Raw genomic sequence first — 12,645 nt, 5'->3', positions numbered from 1 at the left:
TTTCAAGGACCGGGCGAGAGACCTCGGTCTTTTCGCCGTCTCACAACGCCAATCGAAAAACGCCAATGTGCTTACCGTGAGGATATTCACGAAGACGCGGTTGGTTGGGAGTCTGGCCCGCAATGCCGATGTCGCGGCGAGCGCCCGCAAGCACGGATCTCATGTATGGCTGACCAAGCGGATGACAAGTCCGGTGTCGAGAAGGCCGCCGTCGCGATCGAGGCCAGCAGCCTCAGCGATCAACTGGCGACGATCAAGCTGGGCTTGAAAGCGTCGCCGGTCCGCAACTGGCTGCTTTGGACGTCGGTTAGCATCGTGGTCGTCATTGTCGCGACATCGATCGACCAGGTCCTGCTCAACAGCTGGAACCGGCCCTTCTACGATGCGCTGGCGCGCCGCGACATGGCGGATTTCCTACATCCGCTTTTGGTTTTTGCCGTCATTGCCGGCGGGCTTCTGGTGCTCAATATCGGCCAGACCTGGCTCAACCAGATGATTCGGCTGAAGTTGCGCGAGGCGCTGACGCTCGACCTGATCGACCAATGGATGCGCCCAGCGCGGGCTTTGCGGCTAGCAAATGCCGGCGCTATCGGGGTCAATCCTGATCAGCGCATGCAGCAGGACGCCGGGCATCTTTCCGATCTGTCGACGGACCTCGGCGTCGGACTGCTCCAATCGTTTATCCTGCTTGCGTCTTTTGTAGATGTGCTCTGGCAACTTTCTTCCGGCTTCGTCTTCCAGATTGGCGGTTATTCCCTGGCGATACCAGGCTACATGGTATGGGCGGCATTGCTTTATGCCGGCGTCGCATCGTGGCTGAGCTGGCTGGTCGGGCGCCCGCTCATCGATCTTGACAGCGATCGCTACGCACGCGAAGCGGAACTGCGCTTCTCCATGGTGCGCGTCAACGAGAACGTCGATGCCATTGCACTCTACCATGGCGAAGCCGACGCCAGGGGACGGCTCGAAATCGACCTAGGCACGGTGCTGGGAGCCGTGCGGCGCATCTACACCGCCCAAATCAACCTATCCTGGGTGACCAACACTTACGGCTGGATCACCGTCGTTGCCCCGATCCTTGTCGCATCACCTGTCTATTTCTCGGGCAACATCGGCTTCGGCGGACTGATGATGGCAGTCGGCGCCTTCAACCAGGTGAATTCCTCGCTGCGCTGGTTCATCAACAACATCGGCAGCATCGCCGACTGGCGCGCCACTTTGATGCGCGTAGCCGATTTTCGCATCGCGCTGAACAAAACCGATGTGCAGATCGACAAAGAAAGGCGCACCGAGTCCGGCGACAATGCCGATGGCAGCTTGACCTTCAAGAAACTCGAGGCCAGCTATCCCGAATAGAAAGGGCGGAGAGTCTTTCTTTGGTACTCGTGATGAGGTTGATCCACCCCTCCCCTAGTGCACTGCGGTTTGAAAGCCATAGATAGCCGCCAACTTACAATATCTGGCGAACTGGCTGAACTCTGTTGCTCCTCGGAGCGGCGGACTGCCACATGGCACGTAGACCCGGGCATTGCCCTGCCCTGACGGCGGTGACCCGAGCGCTTCGATATCTCCTACAATCACCGCGCATGGCCGCCCTAGACTTTAGCATTGACGGACAGGTGCCTGCGTAGAATATGCTGGTGCACCGGACTGCCTCATCCTCTCCGTACCGGCCACCTCCGTGGTACGGCTGAAGAAGGAGATGAAGATGAGAAGTGATGTGCCAAGCAAGGGGTTGGAATGGACCAACCTTATTCTCGGCGCTGGTTTGGCCTGCGCTGCAATCATGTTCGTCGGGCTGCCTGCTGCGGCTTGGAACGCTGGGGTCGTGGGCTCACTGATTGTGTGCAGTTCTGCCGCCGCCCTCTATCGCTATGGGGATTGGGCGGAATGGTCCAACCTCACCTTAGGGTGTTGGGCGGCGGTAGCTCCGTTCCTGCTCGACTTCGGATCGGCGCCGGGTCCGATATGGACGCATGTCTTGATCGGGATTTGCGTAGCGACGTTCGCCGCCTTGCAGCTTGTGGCAAGTCGCAGGGCGCGGGCGGCCTCGAGCACCAACTAACTTCGAATACAGGGGCGTCGTGGTGCGGTTCAGCAAGAGGAACTCATCGGCTTGCTCCTGTGCCTCGGCGCCTCTTCCAGTGCCGTCGCCGGTGACAGGCCGCCTCAGCCTCGATCGCCAAGCTCGCTTTGATCGACGTGGCTTGATTGTATCCGCCGCAACTCAACGGCGCTCCTCGGCAGTCGAGTTGAATCCTGCGATCAGGCCTCCGACCGCCGCGCGCTTGTCAAGCGCTGTGAGGCTGATCGTCCCGATTGCCTTGCGGCGACAGCATTCTGGCATCTAGTTGAGTGTCGTTCCGGAGAGAGAGATCCCCGGTGTGGCGAACGCCCTCAAGCCTAACCGCTGCAGACGCCCTATACCTAAGTCTAGATTAGCCAATCAAATCTTCAGGCACGGATCGCCCTTTGTCCTGTTGCGCGGACCTCCATCATTCCGTTACGTCAAGGCTCTGAGGGAAAGGTGCAATATCACCACGCTATATCCTGGCTATCGGTCGCATGCGAGTTTTTCGCCAATAGATGCAGGCGCAGATTGGTTGACGTGTGAAGGACGCGGGGTTGATAATAGCCGCGCGAACCCGGTCAATTCATGTCCAGCAGAAATCGCCCCGAGGTGAGGATCATGGGCTTAGCAAATTCGCAAACCGCAGACAGCCCCTTGGCAATTCTGGTTGACGATGATGCGGAGGTACGTGACTCCTTGGAGGAGTTGCTAAGTTCGGTTGGCATCGACTCGATATCGTTTTCCTCGGCCCAAGAAGTGCTCGGCTCAAAGCTTCCGGACCGTCCTGGCTGCATTGTTCTCGATGTTCGAATGCCCGGTCTGAGCGGCATGGATCTCCAGCAGCTCCTTGCAACCAAAGAGATACTGACCCCGATTGTATTCTTGACGGGTCATGGTGACATTGCCATGAGCGTCGACGCTATGAAGGCGGGCGCAGTGGATTTCCTGACCAAGCCGGTGCGCGACCAGACATTCCTGGATGCCGTGTCGACAGCCATCGCTGCCGACATCGCTCGAAGGGCGGCGTCAGCCGTAGCCCGAAAGAATTCGGCCCTGTATGAGACACTTACGCCCCGCGAGCGGGAGGTTCTGAGATTTGTGATCTCCGGCGCGATGAACAAGCAGATCGCCTTCGATCTTGGTATTAGCGAAATCACGGTGAAGCTTCATCGCAGCAATATGATGAAGAAGATGGATGCTCGGTCTGTCTCTCATCTATTCAACGTCTGTCAGTCGCTTCCAGCCGACATACTGAACCGACTGAAGATGGCTTCCAATGCAGGGAAGACTGTCACACGATCAGAGTCAGGGGCGCATTTAACTCATTAAACGGGGCCGCGACGGCGAGCCGATCGGAGAGGCGGTCTCGAGAGGTCTCGAATGGAACTGACGTCATCGCATCAGCGTCGCGTCGTGGCTGCGGCGATAGGAGCGGCGAGCGTCTTGCTTGCTTGGTTCGCACACGAGCCATCCAGCCTGCTGGTCGCGGTTACAGCCGTGTGCATCTGCGTCGGCTGGCAGGCGGGATTGGCGTCGGTGGTGGTGGCCAGCCTGCTTGCAGCAGTTATCCTGCTGTCACCGGCACACGGCGCAGGAAACAGTCCCGTCCAACTCGCGGCGTTTGTTGCCGGAGCGTTTGGGCTGTGGGTGGTGGTCAAAATCTTCAGAACCATCAGCTTCTATGACCGGGTATACCAAGGTTCTGGGTTCAATTTCACCGACACTCCGGGCCTCGGTTGGTCCGCCTATCCGGATGGACGCCTTCGGTTCCTCAATTCCGCAGCCCTCGAGTACGTTGGCGTGACGGCCGAAGAAATGCGCGAGATCATGAATGCCGACGACTTTTCCTGGTGGCGGAGATTTGTCCATGCCGACGATGTCGAGACAAGCATGGCGCAATGGCGCCACAGCTTAGAGACGGGCGAGCCGATGATCGAAGAGAAGCGTTTGCGCCGGTTCGATGGCACCTATCGATGGTTTCGCGATACGGGTGTTGCCTCGCGCGATGAGCGGGGGCGAATTGTCGGCTGGTATGGCCATACCGAGGACATCGACGACCGGCGCAAGGCGGAAGCCGCACTCCGTCAGAGCGAGAGGGAGCTCGGGCTGCTGGTCGATACGGTTCCCACTATGATCTGGCTGATGACGCCGGCGGGATTGCCGTACTATTTCAACAAACGGTTCGTCGACTGGGCGGGCATCGACTCGGCCAAGGAGATACCGCGAGGCACGCGGCAATTCGGCTCGCATGTGGAGTTGTTCCACCCAGACGACAGGGCGGCGGTCAAGGCGGTGTTCCAAAAGTCCTTTGCCCGTGGAGAGCCACTCCAACACAAAGCTAGGCTGTGCCGGAAGGATGGAGTATATCGCTGGATCGACTCGCGCTTCGAACCCCTACGCGACGAAGACGGCACTATTCTTCGCTGGTACGGCGTCAACTTCGATGTCGACGACGAGGTCCGCGCCCAGGAATCGCTGCGTCTGGCGGACGAACGGCTCGCGCTCGCCTTGCGCGCCGCCAGCCTGTCCGAACTGTCGGTGTCGATTGCGCACGAACTCAACCAGCCGCTGCAGGCGGTCGTGGCCAACGCCGGCGCGTTCCAGAGATGGCTGAACGCCGATCCGCCAAACTTCAATCACGCCAGTCGGGTCGCCCAAAAAATCATCAGAAACGCCGACGCGGCCGCGCAGGTGATCAGCCGCATCCGGGCGCTGTTCAGCAAGACCGAAGGCGAACCGCATGCGATCGATCTGAACGCGGTGATCCACGAAGTGTGTGATCTCCTGGGTGATAGGCTCGCATCGAGCAGCGTCAAGTTGGACCTTCAACTCGATCCCCGCCTTCCCGCGACGGCTGCCGATCACGTTCAGATGGAGCAGGTAGTCCTCAACCTGGTCCGCAACGGCATCGAGTCGATGCAGGACGTCAGCATCAACGCGCGAAGCCTGCGGATCGTGTCGCGGCGTCAGGATGACGGAACAGTCGAGGTCGAGGTGCGAGATCGCGGCCGCGGGCTTAGCGATCTGGAACGGATTTTCGATGCGTTCTACACAACCAAGCCGGATGGAATGGGTATGGGCCTGGCAATCTGCCGCTCGATCGTCGAGGCACACTGCGGACGCCTCTGGGCGGAAAATCTCGAGACCGGTGGGGCATCCGTAACCTTCAGCCTTCCCGTCCGTGCTGCCGACTCGACCAAGACACCACTGCCGCGACGGTAAGCGCCTGAGGGGGCGTTTTCAGAGGCTGATGCGGGGATCGGCTATCGATTGCGCGATCTCGATGAGGGTGTTGGCCAGGATGTACAAGATCCCGAAAACGAGGGCGACGCCCAGCACTGCCGGGAGATCGGCGCTGGCAAAGGCCTGGACCGTGTAAAGACCCAGACCGGGCCACCCGAAAACGCGCTCGACGACAAGCAAATTGCCAAAGAGAAGGCGGATCTGCAGGCCGAGCATCGACAGTGGGGGCGTGGCGGCATTGCGCAAACCGTGGTGCAATAGAACCTTTGTCTCGCTGAGACCTTTGCCGCGTGCTGTCCGGACATATGCCTGACTCATAACCTCGTGTAGCGCACCGTTCAGGCTTCGCCCAACCGCGACGCCAATGGGCAACGCCAGTGCAAGCGCGGGTAAGATCATGTGCAGCAGCGCATCCACGCTGACTTCGGGCCGGCCGACTAGCATCCCATCGATGACGTTGAGTCCCGTGGGGCCTGCGAAGTCCCGGTAGGCAAGCCGACCCGCGCCGGGAAGCCAATTGAGTCGGAACCAGAAAAAGTAAGTGAGAAGTAAGGCTGACAGAAAGATCGGTGTGGAACCCACCCCCACCATAGCGAGCCTTATGCCGCCCGATCCCGGAATCAGGAACTGAAGCGCTGCCATAACGCCGGCAAGTACCACTCCTAAAGCGATAGAAGCCAGTCCGAGTTCAAGCGTAGCGGGAAGATATTGACGTATGTCGTCAGACACTTGCTGCCGGGTTCTTACCGACGTCCCCAGATCACCATGCGCGAGGCGCAATAGAAAGCGCCCGTACTGAACGACAGCTGGGTCGTCCAGTCCGAGCTGCACGCGCATTGCTTCGACCGTTTCGCGTGGAGCGTTCGGGCCCGCAATGGCCCGCGCTGGATCTGCGGGGATCATGCTTTGGAGAGCGAAAACGATGAAGCTCATCACCAGGAGAACCACGACGGCGCCGACGATGCTTTTTGCGAGATATGCCAGCATCTACGCTCCCCTCAGCGCGGCGCGAACGCCGTCGCCCGCAAGGTTGGCGAGGACGCAGAGGAGAAAGATGATCGCGGCCGGCAGGATCGGCAGCCACCAATGGACGGTGAGACTGTCGAGGGTGCGCGACGTCATCGCTCCGAGTTCAGGCGCCGGTGCAGGCAGTCCAAGGCCGAGGAACGACATCAGCGACAACGTCATTATGATGTTGGCGACATCCAGTGACGCCCCGATGAGCAAGGCCGGGACCACTCCCGGCAACAGGTAACGCAGCAGCAGGCGCGGACCTCGGACTCCGGCGATCTGCGCCGCCTCGACATGAGGACGGGCCTTGAGGCGACGAATTTCATCACGGGATATGCGCGCGTACCAGGGCCACCAGAAAATGGCGAGCGCGATCATCGTGTTAACCAGGCCGGGACCGAGCGAAGCCACGACAGCGAGCGCGATGAGCGTTCCTGGAAGGACCAAGAACAAGTCGACGATTCGATCAATGACCAGATCGACCTTGTCTCCCATCAGGCCCGAAATCAGTCCCACCAGGGAGCCCAAACTAAGACTGAAACCGATAACTGCAAGCCCCGGCAGCCACGTATTTTGAACGCCGAGTATGACGCGCGAGAACAGGTCGCGGCCGATCTCGTCGGTGCCGAACCAATGTCCGACCGAAGGCGGCAGATAGGCCGCGGCGACGCGCAGTTGCGGGTCGAACGGCGTGATCCAGTGCGCCAGCACGGCCACAATTGTGACGACAGGCATGCCGACGATGCCAACGCTTTCGAGCCAACCGGCACGTCGGAAGAAATCGCGCCAGTTGAACCGAGGCCGCGCAGGCAGCGTGTCGTGGATCGGCCTGCCGGTCATCTTCCGCCTCCGCTCTGCAGGCTCGGCATCGCCGCGATGAGAGACCGGGTGTAGGAGGACTGTGGTGCGGCAATGATGGCATCCGGATCCGCAATTTCGACCAGCTCGCCGTCCTTCAGCACCGCGACGCGGTCGGCGATGATCCTGGCGGCCGCCAGATCGTGGGTCACGAACAGCATGGCCATGTCGAGCCGTCGCCGAAGGTCGCTGAGAAGGTTCAAGGTGGTGGCGGCCAGCGACACATCCATGGCGCTGATCGGCTCATCGCACAGCAGAAGCCTTGGGGGGACGATGACCGCACGAGCCAAAACCGTGCGCTGGCATTGCCCGACCGACAGTTCGGCCGGCAGCGCGTCCATCAAGACCGGATCGAGACCGACGATCTTCATCGCCTCTCCGACGCGACGGCGGCCGTAGTCGCTGTCCAGGGACACGGCCCGCAGGCGCCCGCCGATCTGCTCGCCGATCGTGAGCCACGGCGTCAGCGCCGCCACGGGGTCTTGAAACACGACTTGCGGAGGAAGCTTGTCGAAGCGTGTAACAGTGCCGCTCTCGGGTACCACGAGCCCGGCCGAAATCCTCAGAAGGGTAGTCTTGCCGGCGCCACTCTCTCCCACCAGGGCCACGCACTCGCCAAGCTTGATCGAGAGATTGACCGACCTGAGAACGGGCTGCGGTTGACGCCGTCCCCAAAACGATCGGGGGCCCGTCGCATATGTTTTTCCGACGTTGGACAGCCTCAGCGCGGCGGTTTCCTGGATCGCCTGGGCCGGCCATGGTTTTGCATCAGCGCGCAGCGCTGACAAAAATGGGGTTTGTTCGTGGTGAAGGCAGGCGACTGCGCCGCCGGGGACGGAGTGAGGCTCCAACGGTGGGCGGATCGCCGTGCAATCTGGCTGGGCGATCGGGCAACGTGTCGCGTAGGCGCAGGCGCTCTCGACATTTATGGAGGGCGTGCGCTCGGACGGGAGCGTGGGAAGCGGGCGCCGTCGATCAGAGTCCAGATCGTATCGAGCCGCGAGCAGACCGGCGGAATAGGGGTGCGTGGCATTGTGGGCCACGTCCTGCATGCGGCCCACTTCAACGATGCGTCCGGCGTAGAGGACCAGGACTCGGTCAGCCAGCGAAGCCGCCACACCCAGGTCGTGCGTAACGAACAGAATTGCCGTCTGCTGATCCCGGGCGAGATCGCGCAACAGGTCGAGGATCTGCGCTTGCATGGTGACGTCGAGCGCGGTGGTCGGCTCGTCGGCGATGAGCAGCTTCGGTCTTGCCATCATCGCCATTGCAATAAGCACGCGCTGACGCTGTCCCCCCGACAGGCGATGCGGAAGCGCATCGGCGATGCGGTCAGGGTCAGGCAGACCGGTTCGGCTGAGCCAGTCTTCGATCGATCCCTCGGATCCCCCATTGGATTCTCGCATCTGGCGGCGGATCGTCATCGTAGGGTTAAGCGCGCCCATCGGATCTTGTGCGATGGCGCGGACGAGGTGTCGGCGGGCCGACTGCCAGGTGCGCCTTCTCGCGCCGACAAGCTCGATCCCCGCTAGCCGAATCGAGCCTGCAATCTGTGGGAGATGTTCGCGCGGCAGGAGCCCCTGAAGCGTCAGCCCGATGCTTGTCTTGCCGGAACCGCTTTCCCCGACCAGCGCGATGATCTCGCCCGGAAACATGCCGAAACTGATGCCATCGAGGACACGGGAAGGACGGCCTTCGCGGCTGAGAATGACTGAGAGCTCTTTGACGGCGAGGACGGACTCGGTCACTGGTTCCGACATTCGGTGCGCAATCTTGATCATCTGCGGTGCGAACCTGACCTGCTTCCGGAATGAACCGAGTGGCCGGAGTTCAGGGTCCCCAGCGAACGGTGGCGAAGTCGATGTTACCGGGTGGGTACACGGGACGGAGTCCAAGGTCTCTTAGACCCTTGGCGTGGACAACCACGTCGTTGACGTCAACAAGCGGGATGACGATGCCGGCGTCGAAATACATCTGCCCCGCCCTCTCGTAGAGCGCATTGCGTTCCTTGACGTCGGTCAACTGCCCGGCCTTGTCCACGATGGCATCGGCTTCCGGCAGCACCCGGCCAAAAAAGTTGAGGGGACCGTCCTTTGTGAAGAACACCTTGGCCTGGCTCTCCGGATGCGCGGCGTCCGGGCCCGCGATCGTGAGGAGCAAATCGGGAGGGTTCGGGTCATCCTTCAGCGTGTAAGCAGCTCCGGAGGGCAGCACGTACGCCGTTGCCTTTACGCCGATCGACGCCAGCTGCGCGATCATCAGGTCGGCGATGCGGCCGTAGCTCGGGTTGGCGCTATGGAGGCCAATGACCAGATTGACCGCGCCATGTTTGGCGATCGCGGCTTTCGCTGCCTCGAAGTCGGTGGGGAACCGGATCGGATTCACCGGGTCGAGCATGACGTTCGGATAAACCGACTTCGACAGGCTCGCGAACTCTCCAAAGGCGTCCTTGACCCACAGCGCGGGGTTGACCGCGGTCAAAACCGCGTGGCGGACCTCCGGGTCGTCGAGCGGCGAGTTCGGCTTTAGGAAGAGATCGTACGGTATCATGCTCGGGGCGGTAGTGATCTCCAGACCCGACGGCAGGCTGGTGAGCTGCGCGAACGGATAGTTGATCGGCACGGCGTCGATCGCACCCGCCTGCAATTGAAGTATCTGCTGGCTGATATCGGGCACGACCGAAATCTGGATCTGCCGGAAGAACGGCTTGCCGCCCCAATAGTCATCGTTGCGTTCGAGCACATAGCGCTCACCTCGCTTGAACTCGGCGAGCTTGAATGGACCGGTACCCACCGCGTGCTCGTTGAGCCACGTCTTGGCGAAGTCACCTTTGTCATGTTCGGTCAGCGCCGCCGGGCTGATGACCTTCGGGCCCCAGGCGCTGGCGAGGCTGTCAAGGAGCGAGGGCTGAGGATGGCCGAGCGTGAGCACGACCGTCGAACCGTCGGGCGCCCTCATGTCCTTCACGTTGGCCAAGGAGTAACTCAGGATCAGTCCACGATCGCGTCGGCGTTCGAACGACTTTATGACCGCCGCCGCATTGAAGGGCGTGCCATCATGGAACTTGACACCGTCGACCAGGCGGAAGGTGTAAGTCAGCCCGTCGTCCGAGATCTCCCAACTTTTAGCGAGCAGACCAACGATCTTGATAGAACCCGGCTCGTACTCGACGAGACCTTCGTAGACGTTGTCGATTGCGCTCATCGCGCCGGTCTCGAACCCGTTGTCCGGATCGAACGTGCCTATATCGGCCACGTAGGGTATGCGGAGCACCCCCTCAGCGTAGACTGGCGCTACCGAAAGCAGCAAGCCGACCGCAAGCAGCAGCATCCACAGATAGAAGCTGCGCTTGCCGGGTCGTTTGGTTGGGTAAGCGTATATCTGCATGAGCATTCCCGTTGGCTCGGTCTCTCAGCGATTGCAACAAGGCCGCCCGCAATCAATGCAGTGGCCAACGAGGCATCTCTGGTTCTTGTGAACCCGGCGTGCGCCGACCCGATGATGGCTTTTCAATCGTTGATAGCTATCCTCGCGGTTGTAACCAAGCGGTGTACCGCTCCGACGGTACTACTGCCGGTCGGTCGGGGTCTATAGAGTCCTGGGCACTGGTTATCCTATGCCTAGGCATAGGATGCTGGCACGTCGCCGGGCCGCCCATGGCCGCTCAAATGGGATTGGCTGCTACTTCGCTGACGGGTTGCGCGTATGCACAGGCCGCCTATTCGGCAGGAATTTCATGCCTTAGCGGTTGTGGCTCCATTGATCGTCCATCCGCCATTCCGCCTCAGTCGGCCTCCCGCGCCTGACCCAGCTCGCCAGTTCGATGGCGCAGTGGTTCGGTTCTACAATCCGAGACATAAGCCGACAGAACCAGCAATCGGGCTGTCGTTCAGCAATGCGAGCGCACAACGTTTGGCCTCGCGGGCCGCCTGACATGCGATTCAAAGTGCGCGAAAGGTTGCCAAAAAAGGTCATTGTCGCCTCCAGGGAGTCACTGACGCCCCGAGTTCGTGATTGAAAGAACGCTATCCTTTGATGAAAGCGAGCAGGTCAGCGTTGACCTGATCCTGGTGCGTAGCGGTGATGCCATGCGGCGCCCCGGGGTAGTAGATATCCTTGGCGCCTTTGATCAACCGGGCCGACTTGACCGCCGAGTCCTTGACGGGAACGATCTGGTCGTCCTCGCCGTGCAAGACCAGGGTCGGCACGTCGAATTTCTTCAGATCCTCGGTGAAGTCGGTCTCCGAGAACGCCTTGACGCTCTCGTAGGCGTTCAAGAGACCCGCCTGCATACTCCAGAGCCAGAACTGGTCCAGAGTCCCTTGGGAAACCTTGGCACCGGGCCTGTTTGCGCCATAAAACAACGGTGCCAGGTCCCGGTAGTACTGCGAGCGGTCCTTGACGAGGCCGGCCCGTATGCTGTCGAACGCCTCGATCGGCAAACCCTCAGGGTTCGCCGGCGTCTTCACCATGATCGGCGGCACAGCTGCGATAAGAACGGCCTTGGCGACCCGCGTGGTCCCGTGCCGTCCAATATAACGAGCGACCTCGCCTCCCCCAGTGGAATGTCCAACCAGCGTCGCGTCCTGAAGGTCCAGGGCCTCGATTACCGCTGCGAGATCGTCGGCATAGCCGTTCATGTCATTGCCAGACGAGGCTTGGCTGGACCGGCCATGGCCGCGCCGGTCGTGCGCCACCACTCGGAAGCCCTTCTGCGCGAGGAAAAGCATCTGGCCGTCCCAAGCATCGGAACTCAGCGGCCATCCATGTGAGAATGTGATGACCGGTCCCTTGCCCCAGTCCTTGTAGTAGATTTCGGTGCCGTCCTTGGCTGTGATGGTGCTCATCGTCTTGGTACCTTTGTTTGATTGAGAGGTGGAATGGCTTTGCTTTCGAGTAGCACGAGCCGCAGCAGCAACAGGCAGTCCCGCCGCAACTGTGGCGATCAGGCCGGCCAACAAGACATCGCGGCGGGATCCGCCAACGGAGAAAAGTCCATCTTTAGTCATCGTTTCCACCCGTGATGTGTGGCATTGAACGTCCGGCTCACCATCACGATCATCAGGTCGACCTGCGCAGCCGCACTCGGGAGGGCGGGCGAAGGAGCGATCGAAACTCGACAGTCGTGATGGCTTGCGAGGATGATGCGCCGATCCGGGCCGCGAACCTATTCTACGGAAGCATCTCTCGTGCCATGCCAAGGTGCAGGATAGGCATGCCAAGATGTCCGGAGGCCTTCGCGGTGAGTAGACTAGGCCTACGGTGCTCGGTATCGGACAACCTGCCGTTCTTGCTGACCAAGCCTGACAGCGGTGCCATGGAGCAGGTTGAGCAAGGACCTTCCCGCGCCGCGATGAACGCGGCCACCGTAATGGCCGGCAGCGGGACGCGCCAGCCGATGATCCAAGCGAATTCCAGTCGCGACAGGAATGCAGGATCGAAGTTCATTGCTCGATTTCCCA

Annotated in this window: 9 protein-coding genes and 1 pseudogene; 4 read left to right on the top strand and 6 right to left on the bottom strand. The window is 60.8% G+C overall.

Annotation, left to right across the window (positions count from 1 at the left end):
• Positions 1-165: 165 nt before the first annotated feature.
• From ACWGTO_RS23535 to ACWGTO_RS23520, 4 genes and pseudogenes are all read left to right on the top strand, one after another.
• Positions 166-1,353 (top strand): annotated as a pseudogene (locus tag ACWGTO_RS23535) (ABC transporter ATP-binding protein/permease); the annotation flags it as partial.
• A gap of 349 nt (positions 1,354-1,702) precedes the next feature.
• Positions 1,703-2,065 carry an SPW repeat domain-containing protein gene (locus ACWGTO_RS23530; protein ID WP_454577190.1) on the top strand — a complete coding sequence of 121 codons (363 nt, stop codon included), beginning with the start codon at positions 1,703-1,705 and terminating at the stop codon, positions 2,063-2,065.
• 624 nt (positions 2,066-2,689) lie between these two features.
• A complete protein-coding gene (locus ACWGTO_RS23525; RefSeq protein WP_454577189.1) occupies positions 2,690-3,400 on the top strand; it encodes a response regulator transcription factor in 711 nt (236 codons plus the stop codon).
• A gap of 51 nt (positions 3,401-3,451) precedes the next feature.
• Positions 3,452-5,293: a PAS domain-containing sensor histidine kinase gene (locus ACWGTO_RS23520; RefSeq protein ID WP_454577188.1), complete on the top strand. Its 1,842-nt coding sequence runs from the start codon at positions 3,452-3,454 to the stop codon at positions 5,291-5,293.
• 18 nt (positions 5,294-5,311) lie between these two features.
• Here ACWGTO_RS23520 and ACWGTO_RS23515 read toward each other — a convergent pair whose 3' ends face one another.
• The 6 genes from ACWGTO_RS23515 to ACWGTO_RS23490 form a co-directional block, all read right to left on the bottom strand.
• Positions 5,312-6,301 carry an ABC transporter permease gene (locus tag ACWGTO_RS23515; protein WP_454577187.1) on the bottom strand — a complete coding sequence of 330 codons (990 nt, stop codon included), beginning with the start codon at positions 6,299-6,301 and terminating at the stop codon, positions 5,312-5,314.
• Entirely contained in the window at positions 6,302-7,165 is an 864-nt protein-coding gene (locus ACWGTO_RS23510; RefSeq protein WP_454577186.1) for an ABC transporter permease, read from the bottom strand.
• Entirely contained in the window at positions 7,162-8,964 is a 1,803-nt protein-coding gene (locus ACWGTO_RS23505) for an oligopeptide/dipeptide ABC transporter ATP-binding protein (protein ID WP_454577185.1), read from the bottom strand. Before ACWGTO_RS23505 ends, ACWGTO_RS23510 begins: the two co-directional genes overlap by 4 nt.
• Positions 8,965-9,013: 49 nt before the next feature.
• Positions 9,014-10,570 carry an ABC transporter substrate-binding protein gene (locus ACWGTO_RS23500; protein WP_454577184.1) on the bottom strand — a complete coding sequence of 519 codons (1,557 nt, stop codon included), beginning with the start codon at positions 10,568-10,570 and terminating at the stop codon, positions 9,014-9,016.
• 638 nt (positions 10,571-11,208) lie between these two features.
• On the bottom strand, positions 11,209-12,192 hold the full coding sequence (locus ACWGTO_RS23495) for an alpha/beta fold hydrolase (protein ID WP_454577183.1): 984 nt from the start codon (positions 12,190-12,192) through the stop codon (positions 11,209-11,211).
• Positions 12,193-12,355: 163 nt separating this feature from the next.
• Positions 12,356-12,631 carry a hypothetical protein gene (locus ACWGTO_RS23490; protein WP_454577182.1) on the bottom strand — a complete coding sequence of 92 codons (276 nt, stop codon included), beginning with the start codon at positions 12,629-12,631 and terminating at the stop codon, positions 12,356-12,358.
• Positions 12,632-12,645: the final 14 nt, after the last annotated feature.

The sequence above is a fragment of the Mesorhizobium sp. PL10 genome, from assembly GCF_053714315.1.
Note: the sequence above shows the minus strand (reverse complement) of the source record. Positions and strands in the feature narration are given on the sequence as shown.